We start from the raw sequence: 11,951 nt of genomic DNA, 5'->3' as shown, positions 1-11,951 counted from the left end.
CGGGTTTGTAGGGTTGCTATTCTACGTGACAATGATTCACGTGAATATGGCGCGCTACTTATGGGTAATACACTCTGGTTTATCAATATACTTAAAGATCAGCCCTGGTTCGGCTTTTTAATCGGACTGGCCTTTGTTGCGGTGATGTTCGGTTCCAAGAACCTGGTGATCTATTTTTATTCTCGATCAAGGGAGAAAAAGAAAAATCAAGATCAGCCCTGATATATTTTTACTCCAGCAAGTGATATTTTAAAGCGCTTGACGAGGAGTGGCGGCATGAAGTTTGAGATCAGTGAACAAGAGAGCAAACAATCCAAGATACCCCATGAGATTTTTCTGACCAATCTTGTGGGTAACCATATTCTCTGGTTTATCGCCTCACTGGGTTTGGTGCGATCATACTGGCAACCACTGGCTATGGTTCCCGTAGTTTCTCTTCTGTTGCTGTGTTACACCCTCTGGCGTGCCAATAAATCAAAAAAGAGTGATCCCTGGTATGTGATGTGTCATTGGCAACTCTGCGCAGGCCGCAGCCGGGTTTTTATCCTGATGCTGTTGCTGTTAGGTATCATTGCTTTACTGGGGTGGGTTGGCTTTACCTATTTCGGTATGAAAGAGGTGGCGGTCATTGCCTTGATTGGTGGGCTGGGTGTGCTACCTGTGATGGTGACCGTGTTGGTGCTGATTCTAATGGAGTCTGACGCCCTGCATCAGGCGGCACAATATAAACTGCCAGATCGAATGATCAAGCTGTACCCAAATCCCGATATTAAGATTATTGAAGAGAAGACGCTGATTGACTCTTAACCGATCAGAGTGCGTTCCAAAGCGTATAAATTCCAAACAGAATAACGGTTACACCGGCGAACTTGCGGGCAATTTCTGAACGCGCAAGCCGCGCTGCCGCACCGGCTAACAGCCCTATCGCGAGTAGGTTGGGGAGTGTCCCTAAAGCAAAGGCGAACATCAGCGCAGCGCCCTCGGCTGCTCCTCCTGACGAGACCGCGTTTATCAGCATGGTGTAGACCAGTCCACAGGGCACCCAGCCCCAAATCATGCCAATACCGAGTGCCTGCATAGGTGTCTGAACCGGCATCAGTTTGCGTCCGTAGGGTTCGATTTTTTTCCAGAGTATGCCCCCGATACGTTCTACCCGATTCAGAATCATCCACCAACCGGAAAGATAGAGCCCTAACAACACCATGAAGATACCGGCTATGAATAGCAGCGTACGTTGAGCGATCTGTATGGGTATCAGCTCAGCCAACAGCATGCCAAGTCCACCCATAATGGCACCGGCTATCACATAGCTGAGTAGACGGCCAAAATTGTAGGCGAGCTGAAAGGGGAGTAATGAGGCGAACGATTGGCGTTTTTTTTCCGGAAGGCCAAAAGTGAGGGCTCCGACGATTCCACCACACATGCCAATGCAGTGAACACCGCCAAGCAGTCCGACGATAAAGGCACTGAAGTAAGGGAGGAGCTGTTCCATGATCTCGCTACTATACCGCAACTCACTCAGACCAGGAGGATGTAATCCTGATCAGGTCTTCTGCTATTTGGTTTGCAGCGTGGGGGGCGCTGAAAACGGCCTGATATTCCCCCTTGGGGTTGAGCAGTATGATGGTGCTCGAGTGATCCATCAAGTAGTCCAAAACGCTTCCGTCGGTTTCGACACGCGCGTAGAGCACGCCCAATTGCCTGGTCAGATTTTCCAGTTCGGGGGTGGTTCCGGTAACGCCCAGAAAACGGGGGTTAAAATACGGCATATAGTTTGCCAGCTTCTCAACCGTATCTCTCTGAGGATCAATAGAGATAAAGGCGGTCTGAATGTTGGGGTTTGGCGTATGCTTGTTTATTTGATCATCGACTCGGGCAAGCATCGCCAGTGTGGTTGGGCAGATATCTGGACAGTGAGTGTAGCCAAAAGAGAGCAATTGCCAGTGTCCCTTGATCGTTTCATGGGAAAAATTTTTGCCACTATGATCCGTGAGTGAAAAGGGCAATAGAGGGCGCGGATTGGGAATCAGCGTGCCACTGCTGATCTGAAGGGGTGCGGTATTACGGGCGTCTTCTTTCGGCGATTTCAGAAATAGGTTGGCCGTAATGCCCAGGGCGACAGCAATCACAGCAACAAGAATAAAGGCTTTGTTGGATGAGTGACCCTGTGCTTTGTTTATTGATCGCATTGACTTCATCCCATCGTGTACGCGCGCTTTAGCTGCCAATTAAGTGTAAGTAAGGTTAGCAGTAAAAGTGCCGCGACACCGTTGTGTGCGACTGCAATAGGTAAGGGTAAATGACCAAGGACATTGGTGATCCCCAACCCTACTTGCAATGATAGTAATAGACCAATTACCCACGCCATCTTATGTGTGATAGTTGCCCTGCCGATTCGATAGAGCGTGATGCACAGGATTGATAGATAGAGTGCTGTAGCCAAGGCCCCAAGCCGATGCATCATATGAATGGTAGTCCTCGCTTCAGCACTCAGAATGCCATACTCAAAGTTTATGTCTGTACCATGCCACAGGGTAAAGGCTTCTTTCATTGCGAGTGTGGGCCACCATTGCCCGCTATGGCAGGTGGGGAAGTCCGTGCATCCGATGGCAGCGTAGTTAGTGCTTGTCCAGCCGCCTAAAAGAATTTGCATCAAGAGAATAACTACGCCAAACCGACTTAGCCAAAGCAGTCGGCGGTTGTGGTAGATGACATAAGGATTAATGGATGGACTGTACAGCTTTAGTGTCAGTATCCAGAGCAGGGCTATTGTCGCCAGCCCACCTAACAGGTGAGCCGTTACAATGATGGGTTTGACCTGTAGGGTTACCGTCCACATGCCGAGGGCACCTTGGAGGGCAACAAGCAACGCCAATGTCCATGGGACTAGTAGAGGCTGCCCAGCCTGATCCCGTCGCCGCAGTGCAATAACAGCCAAAGCAAGAATACAGAGGCCCAGTGTGCTCGCTAGATAGCGGTGTACCATCTCTTTCCAAGCCTTGTCGGTTTCCAGTGGCCTGTGCGGATAGATGGTATTGGCGGAAGCGATCTCGGCTTCTGATGAAGGTACAATCAGCTTTCCGTAGCAACCGGGCCAGTCTGGGCAGCCAAGTCCTGCATCAGACAAACGAACATAGGCCCCTAACAGAATAACCACCAGGGCCAGTAGCGTTACCCAAAGAGCAAACCGAGCTTGTATCAGTGAATTAATCTGCATACCAAAGGGTGCGGTGAAGGGCCTAATGTTGTGATAGGTTATATGTTTATATAGGTGAAAGGGATGGGATACAAGTGCTTGGACCATTGAGTGTTACTCAGCAGCGCGAGACAAGGCGCTGGCTGCAACTTGGCGTGCTTGCCTTAGCTATTGCCGGTCTGTTTGCGATCTTGTTGGTACTCTCCCGTTCGCCCGGTATGGAGCAGTTTTTTCCCTGGATCGATTTTTTCCGCACTGCATTGGTTGTTCATGTGGATCAATCTGTTTTGATCTGGTTTTTGGCTATGGCGGGAGTGGTCTGGTCGCTGGCCTATGATGGGGGACAACGAACGGGTCTTGCGTTTGCCGCTTATCTGTTGATGCTGGCTGGAACGGTAGGTATTGCACTGGCGGCATTCTATGGGAGCGGTGCTCCACTGATGAATAACTATGTGCCGGTATTGCAGCGTCCGCTTTTCTTTGGCGCGTTGGGGCTGGTGGGTATAGGTGTTGCACTTCGGCTTGTACTGTTGCTGAGTCAGGTTCGGCAACGAAAACTATTTAACGAGCCTAATGGTTTGGTCAGAATTGCTGCTTTTACCGTAGCGGTTGCCTGCGCCACAGCCATAATTGTCCTGATCTACACCTGGATCAGTATGCCCACAGAGTTGGATGGGGCAGCCTACTACGAATATCTTTTCTGGGGTGCCGGGCACGTATTGCAGTTCGCCTATACCCAATTGCTGTTGCTGGCCTGGTTACTGCTGTTGGCAGCCAGTGGAGCTCGACTTCCTGTTAGGCCGATCATTATTAATGGATTGGTGTTGCTGGGACTGCTGCCTCTGCTCTGGGTTGTGGTTATCTATGCGCGTTATGATCCTGTCTCTGCTGAGATGCGCATTGCTTTTACCCAGTTGATGCAATATGGGGGTGGTTTCCCCGCTATTCCTGTTGGATTACTGGTGATCTATAGCCTGTTTCAAAATCGTCACGATCTCATGGAAGAGGCCCGACCTTTGCGCATGGCGCTGTGGATGTCGTTATTGTTGTTTGGTTTGGGTGGTTTGATTGCCATGATGATCACTGGCATCAATACCGTCATCCCCGCGCATTATCATGGTTCCATAGTCGGTGTAACACTGGCGCTTATGGGGTTTGCCTATATGCTGTTACCAAAGCTGGGATATGCGGCTGTTACGGGACGATTAGCTGCGGCACAACCGATTATCTATGGTGTTGGACAGATCCTGCATGTCGGTGGTTTAGCCGTTTCCGGATTTATGGGTATTCAGCGTAAGACCGCCGGAGCAGCGCAAGGACTAGAGAGTCTCAGCGCTAAACTGGCCATGGGTGTGATGGGTATTGGCGGCCTGTTGGCAGTAATAGGCGGAATACTCTTTGTCTGGATTATGCTCAGGGCGTTTATGAAAGGCCCTGAGAACTCCGCTACAGAGGCCTCATGATCCCAACCCAGGGAAATAGATCACCAGGTAGTGATCGACCAATAGCAGTGTAAATAGCAGGCTCAGATAGACAATGGAGAAACCAAAGGTCTTCATTGCATGCTTGTTGTCGCTGCTGCGCCAGAGTTTGAAGGCATGTCCAATAAACATTACGCCAAGGATTACGGCACCCAGTAGATAGATATAGCCGCTCATGTGGATCATGAATGGCATCAAGGATACCGCTAACAGCATCAGGCTATAGAGTAGGATCTGTTGCTTGGTAAAGGCCACGCCATGGGTAATAGGCAGCATCGGGATATTGGCGCGGGCATACTCTTTCTGGCGGTGGATGGCGAGTGGCCAGAAGTGGGGCGGGGTCCAGATAAAGATAATCATCAACAGCAGAAAGGCTTCCAGCGGAACATTGTTGGTGATTGCGCACCATCCGAGTAGAGGCGGTGCGGCTCCGGCGAGCCCCCCCCACACAATGTTTTGCGGGGTATTTCGTTTGAGATAGAGGGTATAGATGAATGCGTAGCCGATCAGTGCCAGAAACGTCAGTCCGGCTGTTAGCAAGTTGACTTGGGTTCCCAACATGAGCATGGCGGCGACGGCCAGCAGTAACGCAAAACTGACGGCGTGTGGATTATCCATATGTCCACTGGGCAGAGGTCTGCGGTGTGTGCGTTCCATCAGGGCATCTATGCGTTGGTCCAGAATGTGGTTAATAACTGCACCACTAGCCGCCGCAAGGGATATACCCACAAGGCCAAATATAAGCGGTTGGAGCGGAACGGCTCCAGGTGTGGATAGGAGCATGCCAACCAACGCAGTAAAGGCAATCAATAACACCACCTTGGGTTTGGTCATCTCATAATAACGTCGCCAGGTAATCGTTCTATCGTCTTGCAGGGAGATTTCACCCGTGGCCATTATTGACTCCTTTTGTCCAGTTACTGGATGCTTTAAGCAGTATTTCGAGATCTTTCAAAATATCTTTTGAACTGTTTTTCGCACCATACCCCATCATTAGCATGCCATTGGGGTCAATCAAGAAGATAGCGCCGTCGGAGTGAACCCCGGCAACGGAAAACAGCTTATTGAATGTGTGCTGGTTATCCGATTCCAGAAACAACAGGTGCATGCCTTTTGTTTGGTCGGCCAATTGTGCAAGGATCTGTGGATCGGAGGGTGCATTCTGTATCAGCATCCGCTCTATTCGAACGCGCTCGCCGCCTACAGCACGCCTGATTTGTTGAATTTCATGGAGCTGCTGTTGGCAGGCCGACTCACACCCCCCTTTGTTGTAGGATGCCAGCGTCCAGTGTCCACTCAGGTTCGCCCAGTCAAAGTTTCTGTTCTTGGTGTCTTTTAAGATCAGCTCATTCAATGGTCTGGGGGGTGAAATTAATGTACCGCGATTTTTATGTCGATCTGGCAACCACTGCGGATTGCTGATAAAGAGCCAGCCCGCAGCGGGTGGCAGACCAAATACTAATATCAGCAGAATGAGTGACACAGGGGCTGGTGTTCTACGCAGGGTTTCTGTCATCTGGATACCCCGGACGCAATGGAGTTGGTTCGTGTTAATGAGAGCTTCAACCAGAGCAGAAAGGCAAGGAGTGCAAAAGCAAACCACTGTGTTGCATAGCCAAGGTGCATACCCTCTCCGGGACGAGCGCTCTCCCAGCTTCGGACGAAACCATGTGGTGAGTTTGCTGAGAGCAGCATAATAAACGGAGTGATCTCAAGGTTAGACCAGCTTGCAAAATTATTCAGCGTTAGAAATGGCCACAGGCTCGAGGCGTGCTTATCAAATTCCAGTTCAATCGCTGGGGCAGAGGGAATGTTGATTTCACCCGTCAATGTGATGATATGTGTTGGTGTTTCAATGGCAGGTAAACTTGATCCTGTTCCCGCTACCCACCCACGATTAATCAGGATATGACGAGTACTTCCTTCAATCTGTAAGGGTGTAATGATGTGAAATCCGGGCTTCCCAAGATATTTTCGATTGCTGATTATGATCTGTTTTTCCGGTACAAAGTGGCCAGTGACAGTGAGGGTGCGAAACTCAAGTTCGTCTGCACTAATTTTCTTTTGCTGTAACATCTCTGGCGGCAGTTTACGCCGAGTCTCCATGGTATTGGCCAGTGTGCGTTTTTGCTGGGCGCGATCGATTTGCCAAATCCCCAGACTCAAAAAGAGGGGCAGCATCACACCTAAAATGAGCAGAGACGGAATAAGCCGTGGTTGAAAATTGAATGCCGGGATTGCCATAGCGGTCTATAGTAGGTACATGGGCACGCACTGCTGTTTCGCGCCTCCACTTAAATTCACACGGAGGATACAAAACGCTATGGATATATTTATCAAACTGCCGGTAATACTGGTGCTCATCTTTATTGTATTCTCGCTTTTTCAAGGTATGTATTACCTGTCAAAAGATGATGGAAAGAGTGACAGAACCCGCGTGGTCAGGGCGCTTACCATTCGCATAGTGCTCTCTTTCGTACTCTTTTTCTTACTGATTCTGGGTTACCTCGCGGGCATACTTCAGCCACACGGCCTTTGATTCTCTGAAATTAGAACCAGTAGACAAAGATAAACAGGCCTAACCAGACAACATCCACAAAATGCCAATACCAGGCAACAGCCTCAAAGGCAAAATGGTTATGGGCGCTGAAATGACCTTTCATGCTTCTGCCCAGAATGGCCATGAGCATGATGGCTCCCATTGTCACATGAAAGCCGTGGAATCCTGTCAGCATATAAAAGGTTGAGCCGTAGACACCCGATTGCAGTGTAAGGTTGAGTGCCTCATAGGCGTGAATGTACTCATACGCCTGAAATGCAACAAAGAGTAGCCCCAGTGCAATGGTGGCCATTAGACCGCGTACCAATGTTTTTTGGTTGTCCTGTTTGAGTCCCCAGTGAGCCCAGGTTATTGTGGCGCCACTTGAGAGCAATAAAAAGGTATTGATGGCGGGGATTCCCCATGCGCCCATCGGGATAAATTCTCCGCCGAGCTGCCCTGGCCCATGGCTTGGCCATGCTGATTCAAACTGGTTGTAGAGAATCTCTTTTGTTGCGCCAAGATAGCCTTCACCGCCTAACCAGGGGAGTGCGATATTGCGTATGTAAAAGAGTGCGCCGAAGAAGGCCAGAAAGAAAAACACTTCAGAGGCGATAAACCAGAACATGCCCATTCGGAACGAACGATCGACCTGTGCGTTGTATTTGTCGGATAGATTTTCGGAAATGACATCTCGAAACCAACCGAATAACAGATAGGCAAAGAGCAGCAGTCCACCAAAGACGATGAACTTTCCGACGACGACACCATTCATTGCCAATACGGCACCAAATAAGGTGACTAACAGCGATACCATCCCAATAATCGGCCAAGGGCTAGGGTCTGGTATAAAGTAAGTAGTGTGTTGATCTGTGGATGACATAAGTCGCTGTCCTGTTAGTTAAATACAGTTAACCTTTTGCTTTATCCTGCACTACTACGGGCTTTTCCATTTTCATAAGACTGTATGAGAGGGTTAACGAGCTAATCTCCTTGGGAAGATCTGGGGAGATCATGAATCGCAATGGCATCTCTACCGATTCTCCGCCTGCCAAAGTCTGTTGATTAAAACAGAAGCACTCTAATTTATTCAGATGCCCGGTAGCCTGCCAGGGTGCAACGCTGGGTATGGCCTGCCCCGTGACTTCACTGCTGCTTCTATTATGGGCCGAGAAGTTGACTTGATACTGTTTGCCGGGGTTGACTCTTAAGTTTCTCACCACAGGTGCAAACTCCCAGGGTAGATTGGGATGGACAGAAGCATCAAACTTAATAGTGATAAAACGTGATTCATTGACGCCTTTTAAGTTAGCAGCATAAGGCGCATTTGCACTCCCTGTACTGCGAATATTGACGGATTGAATACCGGTTACTTGGCAGAGCAAATCGTAGAGCGGTACAAGGGCAAACCCAAAGCCAAACATGCCTAACACTAAAAACGACAGCCACCAGACTGTGCGCCGTTTTTTTTGTGTCAGATCAGCATCGCTCACTTAACCGCACTTCCCAAAACTTTAAAAATGTTTTGCCAAAAGGGGAATGCAGTGATCAGCACGATCAGCGCAAAGCCAGCCAATATCAGGGCTAATCGAACATTCTTTCGTCTGAGATCGTCCTGTGGTGAATTCACTGTTGCTCCTGTTTGATAGAAGGGGGTGTCTCCCAGGTGTGGAAGGGGGGTGGTGAGGGTACTTCCCACTCCAGTCCTTTTGCGCCTTCCCAAACTTGTGCGGTTGCCTTCTCTCCTCCGCGAATGGTCTTAATGACAATGTAGAGCAGTAATAGATGGCTGAATCCGAATATCATAGCGCCAATACTTGAGACTACATTGAACTCAGTGAACATTACATTGTAATCAATGATTCGCCGTGGCATGCCCGCCAGGCCTAGGAAGTGTTGCGGGAAGAATGTCAGGTTGAAACCTATTACGTTAACCCAGAAAAAAATCTTGGCGAGTTTTTCGTCATACATATGCCCGGTCCATTTGGGTAACCAGTAAAAAACACCGGCAAACAATCCAAATACTGCGCCTGGCATAAGGACATAGTGGAAGTGGGCAACAACGAACATACTGTCGTGATACTGCATGTCAGCAGGAACCACCGCCAGCATGACACCACTGAGTCCGCCGAAGGTGAACATCATGATGATGGCTACAGCGAATAACATGGGTGTCTCAAATGTCATGGCACCACGCCACATGGTGGCGATAAAGTTAAAGATCATCAGGCCGACAGGAATCGAGATGATAATCGTGCCAATCATGAAATAACTGACAGCGCCAAGCGACATACCAATGGTGTATTGATGGTGAGCCCAAACCACCATGCCAATCGTTGCGACAGCAATCATAGCGCCAACCATCGATTTATAACCAAACAGCGGTTTCCGTGAGAAGGTTGGGATAACATGGGAGAGCACGCCAATGGATGGTAGCAGCAGGACATACACTTCTGGATGTCCAAAAAACCAGAACAGGTGCTGAAACAGCACGGGATCGCCACCACCTGCTGCATCAAAGAAGCTGGTTCCAAAATGGCGATCAAAGAGTAGCATGGTGACACCACCTGCCAGTACGGGTACCACAAGAATCAGCAAGAATGCGGTGACGAGCCATGTCCAGCAGAACATGGGCATTTTCATCAGGGTCATGCCGGGCGCGCGCATATTCAGCAGGGTAACGATGATATTGATTGATGCCAGTACGGAGGAGATACCCAGCAGATGGATGGCGAAAATGAGGAAGTCCATTGACATGCCAACCTGGACAGATAGTGGCGGATACAGCGTCCATCCGGTATTAATCTGGCTGCCACCACCTGGGAAAAAGGGCACCACAAAAGAGAGGATCAGCATGGTCCCGGCAGCAGGTAGAATCCAGAAGCTGAGATTATTCATGCGCGGAAGGGCCATATCTGGCGCACCGATCATTAAGGGAATCATCCAGTTGGCGAGTCCTGCCGCGGCAGGCATTACCGCCCCAAAGATCATCAGCAGGGCGTGATTCGTCACGAGATTGTTGTATAAATCGGGGTCCAGTAATTGAATGCCCGGCTGGAACAACTCAGCGCGGATCAGCATGGCGCTGGCTCCACCCATAAACAGCATACTCAGGGCGAACAGAAGATAGAGTGTGCCGATGTCTTTGTGGTTGGTGCTGAATAGCCAACGGCGCCAACCCGTTGGATTGTGATGGTGGTGAGCGTCATCATTGATTGCGGTTGTGTAGCTCATATTCTGATGCTCCTTAGCGTGCCTGCTTGACGTCTGTGGGTTGTACGACATCGCCGCTCTTGTTATCCCAGGCATTACGCTCATAGGTCACAATGGCCGCTATTTCCAGGTCATTCAAACTGCCCCAGGCCTGCATTGCTGTGCCTGATTTGCCATTGATGACAATCTTCAGGTGATCTGCGACAGGACCGTTGACAATGGCAGAGCCGTTCAAGGCCGGGAAGGCAGGTGGCAGTCCCATGCCTGAAGCCTGATGGCAAGCACCACATTTGGTTTCGTAGAGTTCTTTGCCTTTGGTTATCAACTCATTCTTGCTCCATGCTTTTGATGAGCTTGCTTCTTCGGCGGCAGCGACTTTGATGGCTTGTTGTTGCTTCACCCAGGCGTCAAATTTTTCAGGAGGTACTGACTCAACCACTAGCGGCATTCGGGAATGCCAGGTGCCACACAATTCTGCACATTGGCCGCGGAATACGCCTTCGCGATTAAGCTCCGACCAGGTTTCAGTGACGTAGCCGGGTATGGCGTCTTTCTTAAAGGCCAGCTCTGGTACCCAGAAGGCGTGTAATACATCAGCAGAAGTATGCAGAAAACGAATTTTTGTACCGGTAGGCAACACCAATCGATTATCAACCTCACGGAGATAAAGATCGCCGGATTTTTCCTCTGGAATATAACGGCTTTCAACTTTTATGCCGTAATCCAGATAGTCAAATTCCCACCACCACTGATGTCCGGTGACTTTTACATCCATCAACTTTTCGCCTTTAGGGACTTCCCATACTTTCTTGAGCACGGTGTCTGCGTTACTGGCGATGGTTAGATCAATACCCAAAACCAGGGCAGGTACCATCACCCAGGACCAGTTGCCAAACCATGTGTTGTGGAAGTTTTGATCTGCTGGATAACCACGGCTTTTGCGGTGGAAGTAGAGCGAATATATTACAAACGAGAAGACAATCAGGAGAAGAAATGTGGCTATCTGCATAGTCAGCATATGGATGTCATAGATCTCTTGTGCGACATCCGCAGCCGGGGGTGGAAAGTTTATGCCATACTCCGCATGTGCGGTTTGGAAGCTTACTATTGCTGCGACTAGCAGAAAGCGTCTGCTAATAGTGGTCAATCTCCTGCACATACGTTCTCTTCCCCTGTTGCCACTTCATGAATGATTCTGGGTCAGATATTGAACTGCATATCCTGATTATCGATTTACATGTATTAAATTGTTAAACCTGTGTTTTTTGGATAAGAGAAATGCCTCAACGTTTTGAGTATGTAAAAAATATCTTGAGATTAAATACATTATTAACGTTAAGGATGGTTTCTATAAACCAATCTATCAGGTCATAACGACTGCCTGATATTATTTTAATTAACTGTATCAAGTATCCTGTCTGGACAGTTTATTAGCAACCCCACAAGTTTCAGGGAAAGATCGCCAGACCATCACTACCTAATGGCTTGCACAGACTGCCTGTGTCTGTTGGGTAGCCTTATC

The 11,951-nt window shown here is 49.1% G+C and carries 15 protein-coding genes; 4 read left to right on the top strand and 11 right to left on the bottom strand.

Going from position 1 to position 11,951, the window contains the following annotated elements; translation table 11 throughout:
* Nucleotides 1-60 precede the first annotated feature (60 nt).
* Together FHP88_RS19070 and FHP88_RS02475 are read left to right on the top strand one after the other, a co-directional pair.
* A complete protein-coding gene (locus FHP88_RS19070) occupies nt 61-222 on the top strand; it encodes a hypothetical protein (RefSeq protein WP_186297570.1) in 162 nt (53 codons plus the stop codon).
* 54 nt (nt 223-276) lie between these two features.
* Nucleotides 277-807, top strand: coding sequence for a hypothetical protein (locus tag FHP88_RS02475; protein ID WP_144357410.1), 531 nt, complete (start codon nt 277-279; stop codon nt 805-807).
* A 4-nt stretch (nt 808-811) separates the two neighbouring features.
* Here the strand turns inward: FHP88_RS02475 and FHP88_RS02470 are convergent, their stop codons facing one another.
* Genes FHP88_RS02470 through FHP88_RS02460 form a run of 3 tightly spaced genes read right to left on the bottom strand, consistent with a single transcriptional unit; the run spans nt 812 to nt 3,217 of the window.
* The gene (locus FHP88_RS02470) at nt 812-1,492 is read right to left on the bottom strand and encodes a sulfite exporter TauE/SafE family protein (protein WP_144357409.1); all 681 of its coding nucleotides are present in this window, start codon (nt 1,490-1,492) and stop codon (nt 812-814) included.
* 22 nt (nt 1,493-1,514) lie between these two features.
* Nucleotides 1,515-2,189, bottom strand: coding sequence for an SCO family protein (locus FHP88_RS02465; RefSeq protein WP_186297569.1), 675 nt, complete (start codon nt 2,187-2,189; stop codon nt 1,515-1,517).
* Between the two features lie 5 nt (nt 2,190-2,194).
* Nucleotides 2,195-3,217 (bottom strand): COX15/CtaA family protein, encoded by a 1,023-nt coding sequence (locus FHP88_RS02460; RefSeq protein WP_144357407.1) that lies wholly within the window; start codon nt 3,215-3,217, stop codon nt 2,195-2,197.
* Nucleotides 3,218-3,291: 74 nt separating this feature from the next.
* On the opposite strand from FHP88_RS02460, the gene FHP88_RS02455 reads away from it, so the two are divergent.
* Nucleotides 3,292-4,659: a cbb3-type cytochrome c oxidase subunit I gene (locus tag FHP88_RS02455; RefSeq protein WP_260843138.1), complete on the top strand. Its 1,368-nt coding sequence runs from the start codon at nt 3,292-3,294 to the stop codon at nt 4,657-4,659.
* Here FHP88_RS02455 and cyoE read toward each other — a convergent pair.
* The 3 genes from cyoE to FHP88_RS02440 are packed head-to-tail and all read right to left on the bottom strand — an operon-like array spanning nt 4,654 to nt 6,921.
* Nucleotides 4,654-5,574 carry a heme o synthase gene (cyoE, locus tag FHP88_RS02450; protein WP_144357406.1) on the bottom strand — a complete coding sequence of 307 codons (921 nt, stop codon included), beginning with the start codon at nt 5,572-5,574 and terminating at the stop codon, nt 4,654-4,656. The genes FHP88_RS02455 and cyoE overlap by 6 nt on opposite strands.
* Nucleotides 5,561-6,193 (bottom strand): SCO family protein, encoded by a 633-nt coding sequence (locus FHP88_RS02445; protein WP_144357405.1) that lies wholly within the window; start codon nt 6,191-6,193, stop codon nt 5,561-5,563. The genes cyoE and FHP88_RS02445 overlap by 14 nt, the downstream gene beginning before the upstream one ends.
* Nucleotides 6,190-6,921 (bottom strand): SURF1 family protein, encoded by a 732-nt coding sequence (locus FHP88_RS02440; protein ID WP_144357404.1) that lies wholly within the window; start codon nt 6,919-6,921, stop codon nt 6,190-6,192. Before FHP88_RS02440 ends, FHP88_RS02445 begins: the two co-directional genes overlap by 4 nt.
* 79 nt (nt 6,922-7,000) lie before the next feature.
* Here FHP88_RS02440 and FHP88_RS02435 point away from each other — a divergent pair, with 79 nt between their 5' ends.
* Nucleotides 7,001-7,216, top strand: a complete 216-nt coding sequence (locus FHP88_RS02435; RefSeq protein ID WP_260843137.1) for a twin transmembrane helix small protein — start codon at nt 7,001-7,003, stop codon at nt 7,214-7,216.
* A 10-nt stretch (nt 7,217-7,226) separates the two neighbouring features.
* Here the strand turns inward: FHP88_RS02435 and FHP88_RS02430 are convergent, their stop codons facing one another.
* Genes FHP88_RS02430 through coxB form a run of 5 tightly spaced genes read right to left on the bottom strand, consistent with a single transcriptional unit; the run spans nt 7,227 to nt 11,588 of the window.
* The gene (locus FHP88_RS02430; RefSeq protein WP_144357403.1) at nt 7,227-8,099 is read right to left on the bottom strand and encodes a cytochrome c oxidase subunit 3; all 873 of its coding nucleotides are present in this window, start codon (nt 8,097-8,099) and stop codon (nt 7,227-7,229) included.
* Between the two features lie 28 nt (nt 8,100-8,127).
* Nucleotides 8,128-8,709 (bottom strand): cytochrome c oxidase assembly protein, encoded by a 582-nt coding sequence (locus FHP88_RS02425; RefSeq protein WP_144357402.1) that lies wholly within the window; start codon nt 8,707-8,709, stop codon nt 8,128-8,130.
* Nucleotides 8,706-8,846: a hypothetical protein gene (locus FHP88_RS19065; protein WP_186297568.1), complete on the bottom strand. Its 141-nt coding sequence runs from the start codon at nt 8,844-8,846 to the stop codon at nt 8,706-8,708. The genes FHP88_RS02425 and FHP88_RS19065 overlap by 4 nt, the downstream gene beginning before the upstream one ends.
* Nucleotides 8,843-10,450: a cytochrome c oxidase subunit I gene (gene ctaD / locus FHP88_RS02420; RefSeq protein WP_144357401.1), complete on the bottom strand. Its 1,608-nt coding sequence runs from the start codon at nt 10,448-10,450 to the stop codon at nt 8,843-8,845. Before ctaD ends, FHP88_RS19065 begins: the two co-directional genes overlap by 4 nt.
* Nucleotides 10,451-10,463: 13 nt before the next feature.
* Nucleotides 10,464-11,588 (bottom strand): cytochrome c oxidase subunit II, encoded by a 1,125-nt coding sequence (gene coxB / locus FHP88_RS02415; protein ID WP_144357400.1) that lies wholly within the window; start codon nt 11,586-11,588, stop codon nt 10,464-10,466.
* Nucleotides 11,589-11,951: the final 363 nt, after the last annotated feature.

Source organism: Sedimenticola selenatireducens, assembly GCF_007625115.1.
In the GTDB taxonomy this organism is placed as follows: Bacteria; Pseudomonadota; Gammaproteobacteria; order Chromatiales; family Chromatiaceae; genus Sedimenticola; species Sedimenticola selenatireducens_A.
The sequence above is the reverse complement of the archived record's forward strand: the minus strand, read 5'-3'. Positions and strand labels throughout refer to the sequence as shown.

Coding starts and splice junctions, on each gene's coding strand:
- FHP88_RS19070 (WP_186297570.1), top strand. CDS start 61: ATGGGTAATACACTCTGGTTTATCAATATACTTAAAGATCAGCCCTGG.
- FHP88_RS02475 (WP_144357410.1), top strand. CDS start 277: ATGAAGTTTGAGATCAGTGAACAAGAGAGCAAACAATCCAAGATACCC.
- FHP88_RS02470 (WP_144357409.1), bottom strand. CDS start 1,492: ATGGAACAGCTCCTCCCTTACTTCAGTGCCTTTATCGTCGGACTGCTT.
- FHP88_RS02465 (WP_186297569.1), bottom strand. CDS start 2,189: ATGCGATCAATAAACAAAGCACAGGGTCACTCATCCAACAAAGCCTTT.
- FHP88_RS02460 (WP_144357407.1), bottom strand. CDS start 3,217: ATGCAGATTAATTCACTGATACAAGCTCGGTTTGCTCTTTGGGTAACG.
- cyoE (WP_144357406.1), bottom strand. CDS start 5,574: ATGGCCACGGGTGAAATCTCCCTGCAAGACGATAGAACGATTACCTGG.
- FHP88_RS02445 (WP_144357405.1), bottom strand. CDS start 6,193: ATGACAGAAACCCTGCGTAGAACACCAGCCCCTGTGTCACTCATTCTG.
- FHP88_RS02440 (WP_144357404.1), bottom strand. CDS start 6,921: ATGGCAATCCCGGCATTCAATTTTCAACCACGGCTTATTCCGTCTCTG.
- FHP88_RS02435 (WP_260843137.1), top strand. CDS start 7,001: ATGGATATATTTATCAAACTGCCGGTAATACTGGTGCTCATCTTTATT.
- FHP88_RS02430 (WP_144357403.1), bottom strand. CDS start 8,099: ATGTCATCCACAGATCAACACACTACTTACTTTATACCAGACCCTAGC.
- ctaD (WP_144357401.1), bottom strand. CDS start 10,450: ATGAGCTACACAACCGCAATCAATGATGACGCTCACCACCATCACAAT.
- coxB (WP_144357400.1), bottom strand. CDS start 11,588: ATGTGCAGGAGATTGACCACTATTAGCAGACGCTTTCTGCTAGTCGCA.